Origin of the sequence: Candidatus Contendobacter odensis Run_B_J11 (assembly GCF_000531125.1) — a bacterium.
GTDB lineage: Bacteria > Pseudomonadota > Gammaproteobacteria > Competibacterales > Competibacteraceae > Contendibacter > Contendibacter odensensis.
The window spans coordinates 1-6,243 of sequence record NZ_CBTK010000137.1; the positions used below are offsets into that span (position 1 = coordinate 1).

Sequence of the window (6,243 nt, forward strand, 5' to 3'; positions counted from 1 at the left end):
TTGTTCTCGCCTGCAGCCTCAATTTTGTCTCCTGAAGCAGGGAAGGTGGCAACTTGGGTTATATAACTGCCTTGGAATGTCAGCGGTCATCCGATCAATATCCAGCCGATCATCAATTCGCCAATGTGTGCCAGTCCACAAAATCCACTTGTCCCAAGGCGGGCAGTAGCGAACATCTGCGCCGTGCTGGCGCAAAAACAAATCAGCATTGGCGTCATCGGTTCCGCGATACGGATCAATTGGTTCGCCGCTGGCCGTTAATATCGGCTGTAACCCGGTATAGACTTCCCGGCAATCAGCAATCGCCTTATCTACGGTCATTGCGCCGTAGGTGCTGGTGCCGTGAGATTCATCCCACTTTGGGCGCATCAACCCGGACTGGCGAAAGAGCCGATCCATCCGCACAGCGTCCTTGCCCGTCCAAAACGCCAGCGCGTTCAGCAACGCCATATCAGCAGCGGAATGATCGCCGTTGTGGCGGGACGTATTGCCCGCCCAAAGAGCATCGAACGCCGATCCATTCTTGGCGCGGCTGGCTTTGTTCAGCAGGTCGGCATCGTCAAGGCCAAGACAGACTTCCACAGGAGCTGGGGCGTTGCTCTCTCTCTCTGTGGAAGCATTTGTTGACGTTGCCATGAACCGAGAATGCAGCCAATCCAGCGCTTCTTGCTGTTCAGTGACTGCCGTTGCCGTGCCGTAGCGATTGCCCGTAACGGTCAAGTAGCGGTTTGATGGATAGCTGTACACTTCCAGCCACTTGACCGTGCCGACACACTTACCCGACCGTTGCGGCTTGCCCTTGCACCAGATTCGCAACCCTTCACCCGATGGCGACACTTCTATATAGGTGCCAGCGAATCGAGCCACGACTTCAACTGCGTCTGGCTTGAGTTCGCACGTTTCCGGGTCAAGCACATGGTCAAGGTCAAGGCCACAAAGCCCGTCATCTTCCCAGACGTTTAGCCCGACACCTTCCAGTTTTAGCCGTGCCGCAGTGGCGCAAGCGGTATCGAAGTCGCTCCATGTTTCCGGGTCGTTGCTCTTGGCGTAAGCGAGTTTGCCGTTGCTCTTGGCGTCAATCGGCGGCTTGGTAGACTTGCCGTTGCGATCTTCGTAGCGCCAGCACACCCATTGATTGTCCGTGGGCGGCTTCAGCCCGCCCGAAGGGCGCTCGGCCCGTGGTGCAAACCACCGGCTTCCAGCCGCCTTCTCTTCCAGTCGGCGGTTTAGCCCGCCGATAGTCAACCCACCAGCTTCTAGCTGGTGGTAATTGAGTCAGTGCGCGGAGTTCAGCGGGGATTACAACTTGATTTGAGATATTCATTCAGCAAATTCCATATCGAAAGCATGGGTTAATTTGCCGATGACAGTTACGGGGCGATCCAGTAGAATAGAGGTGCGAATTCTTATTCTTCCCGGATTATTCCGCCCTTCCATAACTGTTCATCAGCAAGTAAGGGTTGACCGTAAGTTACCGGTCAGGGTCAAACTCCCGTCGCGATGACGGTACGACACATTCTAGCCCATCGGCCAATGCCGCTGAGCAATCACCATCAAGCCCTGCTCATGCGGGGCTTTTTTTATGGGCGGTCATGTTGCCACTTCCGCCTCTTGCCCCCGCCAAGTCTCGCCTGTTGCCCGGATGCAGCTACGTCCATCGGGCTGAGCGATGGGACGATTTTGCATCCACATCATGATCTCACTTTCAAGAAAGCCGACGCTTTTTGCAGTTAATCGCCGTGGTTCTGGAAAGTCTCCGCGATCCCGTAGATAGGCAACGGAGCGGGCGCTTATGCCAGTGATCGAGGGGAGTTCACGCAAGCGAATAAAGCGGTCAGTCATAGCAATTCCTTTGTTTTGGGCAATAAAAAACCCGCCAGGGCGGGCTGTTCTGTGATCTATCACAAGATATACGAATCATGCAGGATTTAATTAGGAATTGCAAGGGCATGGTCATTTTTCAATCCCCAATTTCTTGGACTTTTGAAGCAACGGGATTAACAACGCCGACGAGTTCACCTACACTAAATAAATCTCCCCCTTGCGTAGGACTGCTTGCAGATAACCCGATAGGACGGCGAATAGTAGCCTCACGTTGAGGAAGTACGCCTAGTGACGCTGGGGGAGAGGTTAAGCCTTGATGCAACTCTGATACAACATCAGCCAATAATCGCCGGTTTCTTTTTTCACGCTGCGATTTTCAATGCGACCGGGATTGCTTGATTATGTTGCGTGTAACTTTCCTTAACTAGACGCCATGCAATTCTCAATTCAGAGATCGCCTGTTCTGGTGTATCGCCGCCCGCGCTGATATTGGGAAGTTCAACGAAGTGGGCGATCCAATCTCCATCGTCATCAATGAGTAGTTGAATGGTGAACCCGTCAAAGTCGCTCATGGGTTTTCTCTCTGATAGATCGTTAGAAACTGCTTGACCTGATAGGGTTTGGCTTTCCCTACCTGACCTTCCTGAATCGGCAATCGAGAACCTTGGGGTGAATACCAAATCCGATGACTGCCCCCTTGGTGATCCAGCGTCCAACCGGATCGAGATAATAAGGTCTCAAAGTCATCAAAGCGTAAGCCTGCTGGATTATTCTGTGCGGCAGCTAATAGCTTGTCGCGTCGAGTCACTGGCAACTGTCCCTACTCATGTCTGATTCAATCTCGGATCATGCGACCGCGTGATCGTCTGGGGCGCTCAATCAAATCACCTTGGCGACTTTCGCCAGAATCCCGATAATCAGCGCCGATTGTAGAAAGCCGATACCGACGACCCAGCGGATTAACTCTGCTTTCGTTTCGGATAAATCCTTTTTCGATTCGGCTTTGAGTAGCTCAATATCTCGCTTCAGGTCGTGAATATCGGCCTTCGTAGCGACGCCTTCCCCACTGCCTTTCAGCACGGTTGCCAGCGCGGATGCTTGTGCTTCCGCCTGCTTTTCCTCAACTCCGGCATCCCGCAACGTCTTGACGTAGGCCAGCGTGTCGAAGGTCAGGGCGGTCATGGGCGTGGTTCCCGGTTGGGTGATGCCAGTTCCACGGTTCGCAATGGCGCGGCTTCCCACGCTTTGATCTTGGCTTGGCGATAGGTCGCTATCAGCTCTGCTACAACCGGCTTCAACGGATTAGGGACTCGCATCATCGTACTGTTCAGTCCGGTTGCAGGCCGTCCACGCCCACGTTTTTCGATTTCCATAAAAGTCACCCTACTAGAAAACAGGCTATCAGAGTAATCGTATAAAATAACCTTTGCAACTAGCGTCAAGAACCCGTCATGCTGTCAAAAAATGGGTTTGTTAAGGATAGGACCATTACTTTAGCAACCAGAAACCGGAAGGCTTCTCCCCTCAAGAAATGAACCCTTTCTTAAATGTCCGTGAACGTTACCGGACTTGAGTACGGCAGTCTGTAGGCTGTCCTACGGAGACGGCAGCGCCGACAACCCGGTTTCGGCCGGACTGCTTGGCACGATAGAGGCGATCATCGGCCTGTTTGAATACGTCGTTTGGCGTGTTATCGTCGAGGTCAAACTGGGCGACGCCGATGCTCACCGTAATCTGCAAATCGTGACTATCAACCGGGACACGCATGGCCTCGACTCGTTCACGGATTCGCTCAGCTACTTCCAATGCGTTCTCATAGTTAGTCTGTGGGAGCAAAACCGTGAACTCCTCTCCACCCATCCGTCCAACAACATCAAGCGGTCGCAAGCTTTCTATGATCTTAATAACGAGAGCTTGGAGGACAACGTCACCGGCGGGGTGGCCGAAGTGGTCGTTCACGTCCTTGAAGTGGTCCAGATCGAGTGCGAGAATCGAAAGAGAAGCGCCACTCCGTCGTGCATTCGCCATTTCGGCTTGAGTGCGCGCCATAAAATGCCGCCGATTGCTAGCGCTAGTTAGGGAGTCGGTGGCCGCCAAGCGCTCCAGTTCGATGTTCGCGAATTGCAGACGTTCAAGCGCATTCTCAGCCTCGCCTTTAGCGACAGCCAGTTGTCGCATCATCTCCTCTTGGCTAAATACTTTTGAGAATGCGTGGGTGGTATGAAACGCTTGCAAGACGCCATACGACAGCAGGAAGAATCCTGCCGCGAAGATTGCGTGAGCGAGCCACCACTGGTGATTCCACGGCTTGGCTAGCAAAAAAGAGAGCGAGGATAGGGCAAACCCGGAGAGCGCAAAGAGGAATAACTTCATCAGCGGCGAGCCGATATGCCGTGCAAGCATGATGAAAATGCCTGCCAGCGAGAAGGAGAGGGCACCAAACTCCATGGACAGGCGGACCCACGGGTGACTGGCAAAAGGGGAAGTCGCAACCAGTGCGATAGCTGCGTCCACAACCAGAAAAGCGGTGCCCCAGACAACCAGTGTGCGGTTGCTCCGGCGTTGCGGAGGGTGCGACGATGCATCGTAGTGAAGGAGGCTAATGAGGAATAGCCCTGACATGACCAGTCGCGATGCCGGGCCGTACAGCAGGAACAGCCAGATATTATCGTGTGAAAACCGGGTCAACACCCCGTGCGGTGCGTATACGAACACGAAGCTGAGGAATCCGAGGGTTAGCCAGCGCAGAAAGGGTTCACCCGAAAATTGATAGCACTTCCAAGTGACGACGGTGATGAAGACCGCCACCAGAATCGCAGCGCCAATAGCTACCTCATGAAACTCAGCACTGACAAAACGCAATGTCGGGTCTTGGAACTGGTGAATGTAGGCAATCGCCAGCGCTGGAATCAGCGCAAAAATTGCTTCGAGACCCCCAGCGTACTTGCGGGTGAACCAACTAATCCCACTAAATTTTTGTGGAACTTCTAGTGCGCTCATGGGCCTGTACAATGATCTATCTGATGCCGACAGGGCCAGTTTAAGCCCGTGCTGATTGTGTAATAAGCGTAGTTAGTGCCTCTGAGATAATTTCACCCATTGTTAAATTCGGGTGTTCCGCCATGATCGCGGCCAAAGTCTCTTGCGCTTCTGGCGTTAAAAACACGTTGACGGCCTTCAATCCCTTTTCCTTGGCACGATACTTTTCCATGCGCTGTTTTCCAGTAGCCATAATCCCATCTTCCAGTGCATCCAAGTTATCAGACCAGCGGCCTTCACCCTGACACAGTTCGGGGTGTCGCTTTACTACATCAGCTAACTCAATTCGTGTGCGCTTCACCTGCTCTAAGTCAACGATAGTCTGCATCAGGCAATCATCCTCTGAATCTGTGTGGCAGCAAAGAGAGAATTCCGCCGCGTCTTGATGCCCTGCTTATCCAGTTCCGCCGCGATCTTTCGCAGTGACAATCCCGCTGTATGAAAGTCTTTTGCCTTCTGAATAACTTCTTGCTCAACATCATCCTCAAACAGTTCGCCGTCGATCAACTTGAAGCCGTAAGGAGTCTCGCCGCCGATGTATTCGCCTTTATCTTGCTTATGGCGCATAGCAGTGCTGGTACGTTCTGCAATGATTTCCCGTTCCCACTGGCTAACCGACGCCAAGATATTCAGCACCAGCCGACCGGAGGCCGAGCGGGTATCAATCTGTTCCGATACCGACATGAGCGCCGCCTTACCTAGAGCAAAGTAGGTTTCGATCAACTTACCAAGGTCAACCACAGACCGGGTTAAGCGATCCAACTTCACAACCAACAACGCCTCTGCCTTGCCAGTCTTGAGCATCGCCAGCGCCCATTGTAGGCCGGGGCGATCAAGACTCTTGGCGCTTTCGCCTGCATCTACGATGACCTCGATCAAGTCTAGGTCATACAGGCTGGCGTATGCATGGGTCTTATCCTCTTGCGCTTCAAGGCTAACTCCCTTGTCGGCTTGCTTGTCGGTTGAAACTCGTAGGTAGGCAATCGTCTTAGTGGTCATGGTATACGTTCCTTTAGTCACTGGATACAGTCTACTCTAAGAGACTGTCGAAAAACCCTTTTCTCCTAAGCTTCCGCAGAATTAGTTGCTGGTAATAATGCCATGCTTTCAGCTAATTTCTTAGCACGTTCTTTAAAAATTCTCCGCAACATTAATCGGATTGAAGCAACATAAACATGACTCTGACTGGATGTCGGTTTCCGCTCGTAATCTTTACTTAATCGGCGGTATCGATTGAGCCAGGCAAAGGTTCTTTCAACCACCCATCGCCGAGGTAAGACATGAAATCCTTTCTTTTTCTTGACGATTTCAATCACACAGTTAAACTTCTCTTTACACCCATCAATAAACGCTTCACCTTCATAACCACCATCCGCCCAA

10 protein-coding genes are annotated in these 6,243 nt (G+C 52.3%); all 10 read right to left on the reverse strand.

What is annotated here, in order from left to right; genetic code table 11:
- Nucleotides 1–18: 18 nt before the first annotated feature.
- Nucleotides 19–1,245 (reverse strand): phage NrS-1 polymerase family protein, encoded by a 1,227-nt coding sequence (locus tag BN874_RS10390; RefSeq protein ID WP_051497696.1) that lies wholly within the window; start codon nucleotides 1,243–1,245, stop codon nucleotides 19–21.
- A 345-nt stretch (nucleotides 1,246–1,590) separates the two neighbouring features.
- Nucleotides 1,591–1,842 carry a helix-turn-helix transcriptional regulator gene (locus BN874_RS23520; RefSeq protein WP_081756300.1) on the reverse strand — a complete coding sequence of 84 codons (252 nt, stop codon included), beginning with the start codon at nucleotides 1,840–1,842 and terminating at the stop codon, nucleotides 1,591–1,593.
- Between the two features lie 344 nt (nucleotides 1,843–2,186).
- Nucleotides 2,187–2,396, reverse strand: a complete 210-nt coding sequence (locus tag BN874_RS10395) for a type II toxin-antitoxin system HicB family antitoxin (RefSeq protein ID WP_034432911.1) — start codon at nucleotides 2,394–2,396, stop codon at nucleotides 2,187–2,189.
- The gene (locus tag BN874_RS23525) at nucleotides 2,393–2,632 is read right to left on the reverse strand and encodes a type II toxin-antitoxin system HicA family toxin (RefSeq protein WP_081756301.1); all 240 of its coding nucleotides are present in this window, start codon (nucleotides 2,630–2,632) and stop codon (nucleotides 2,393–2,395) included. Before BN874_RS23525 ends, BN874_RS10395 begins: the two co-directional genes overlap by 4 nt.
- A 71-nt stretch (nucleotides 2,633–2,703) precedes the next feature.
- Nucleotides 2,704–3,006 (reverse strand): CCDC90 family protein, encoded by a 303-nt coding sequence (locus BN874_RS10400; protein ID WP_034432913.1) that lies wholly within the window; start codon nucleotides 3,004–3,006, stop codon nucleotides 2,704–2,706.
- Nucleotides 3,003–3,197, reverse strand: coding sequence for a hypothetical protein (locus BN874_RS10405; RefSeq protein WP_034432915.1), 195 nt, complete (start codon nucleotides 3,195–3,197; stop codon nucleotides 3,003–3,005). The genes BN874_RS10400 and BN874_RS10405 overlap by 4 nt, the downstream gene beginning before the upstream one ends.
- A 187-nt stretch (nucleotides 3,198–3,384) precedes the next feature.
- The gene (locus tag BN874_RS10410) at nucleotides 3,385–4,824 is read right to left on the reverse strand and encodes a sensor domain-containing diguanylate cyclase (protein ID WP_034432916.1); all 1,440 of its coding nucleotides are present in this window, start codon (nucleotides 4,822–4,824) and stop codon (nucleotides 3,385–3,387) included.
- 40 nt (nucleotides 4,825–4,864) lie between these two features.
- Nucleotides 4,865–5,191, reverse strand: a complete 327-nt coding sequence (locus tag BN874_RS10415) for a hypothetical protein (RefSeq protein WP_034432917.1) — start codon at nucleotides 5,189–5,191, stop codon at nucleotides 4,865–4,867.
- Nucleotides 5,191–5,862, reverse strand: a complete 672-nt coding sequence (locus BN874_RS10420) for a recombinase family protein (protein WP_034432918.1) — start codon at nucleotides 5,860–5,862, stop codon at nucleotides 5,191–5,193. Before BN874_RS10420 ends, BN874_RS10415 begins: the two co-directional genes overlap by 1 nt.
- 65 nt (nucleotides 5,863–5,927) lie before the next feature.
- The coding region (locus BN874_RS23530) for a transposase (RefSeq protein ID WP_154724859.1) at nucleotides 5,928–6,243 on the reverse strand (316 nt) is incomplete at its 5' end.

What these genes read in the sequence shown, in the direction of transcription:
- BN874_RS10395 (WP_034432911.1), bottom strand. Translation starts at nt 2,396, where the DNA reads ATGAGCGACTTTGACGGGTTCACCATTCAACTACTCATTGATGACGAT.
- BN874_RS10415 (WP_034432917.1), bottom strand. Translation starts at nt 5,191, where the DNA reads ATGCAGACTATCGTTGACTTAGAGCAGGTGAAGCGCACACGAATTGAG.
- BN874_RS10410 (WP_034432916.1), bottom strand. Translation starts at nt 4,824, where the DNA reads ATGAGCGCACTAGAAGTTCCACAAAAATTTAGTGGGATTAGTTGGTTC.
- BN874_RS10420 (WP_034432918.1), bottom strand. Translation starts at nt 5,862, where the DNA reads ATGACCACTAAGACGATTGCCTACCTACGAGTTTCAACCGACAAGCAA.
- BN874_RS10405 (WP_034432915.1), bottom strand. Translation starts at nt 3,197, where the DNA reads ATGGAAATCGAAAAACGTGGGCGTGGACGGCCTGCAACCGGACTGAAC.
- BN874_RS10400 (WP_034432913.1), bottom strand. Translation starts at nt 3,006, where the DNA reads ATGACCGCCCTGACCTTCGACACGCTGGCCTACGTCAAGACGTTGCGG.
- BN874_RS23520 (WP_081756300.1), bottom strand. Translation starts at nt 1,842, where the DNA reads ATGACTGACCGCTTTATTCGCTTGCGTGAACTCCCCTCGATCACTGGC.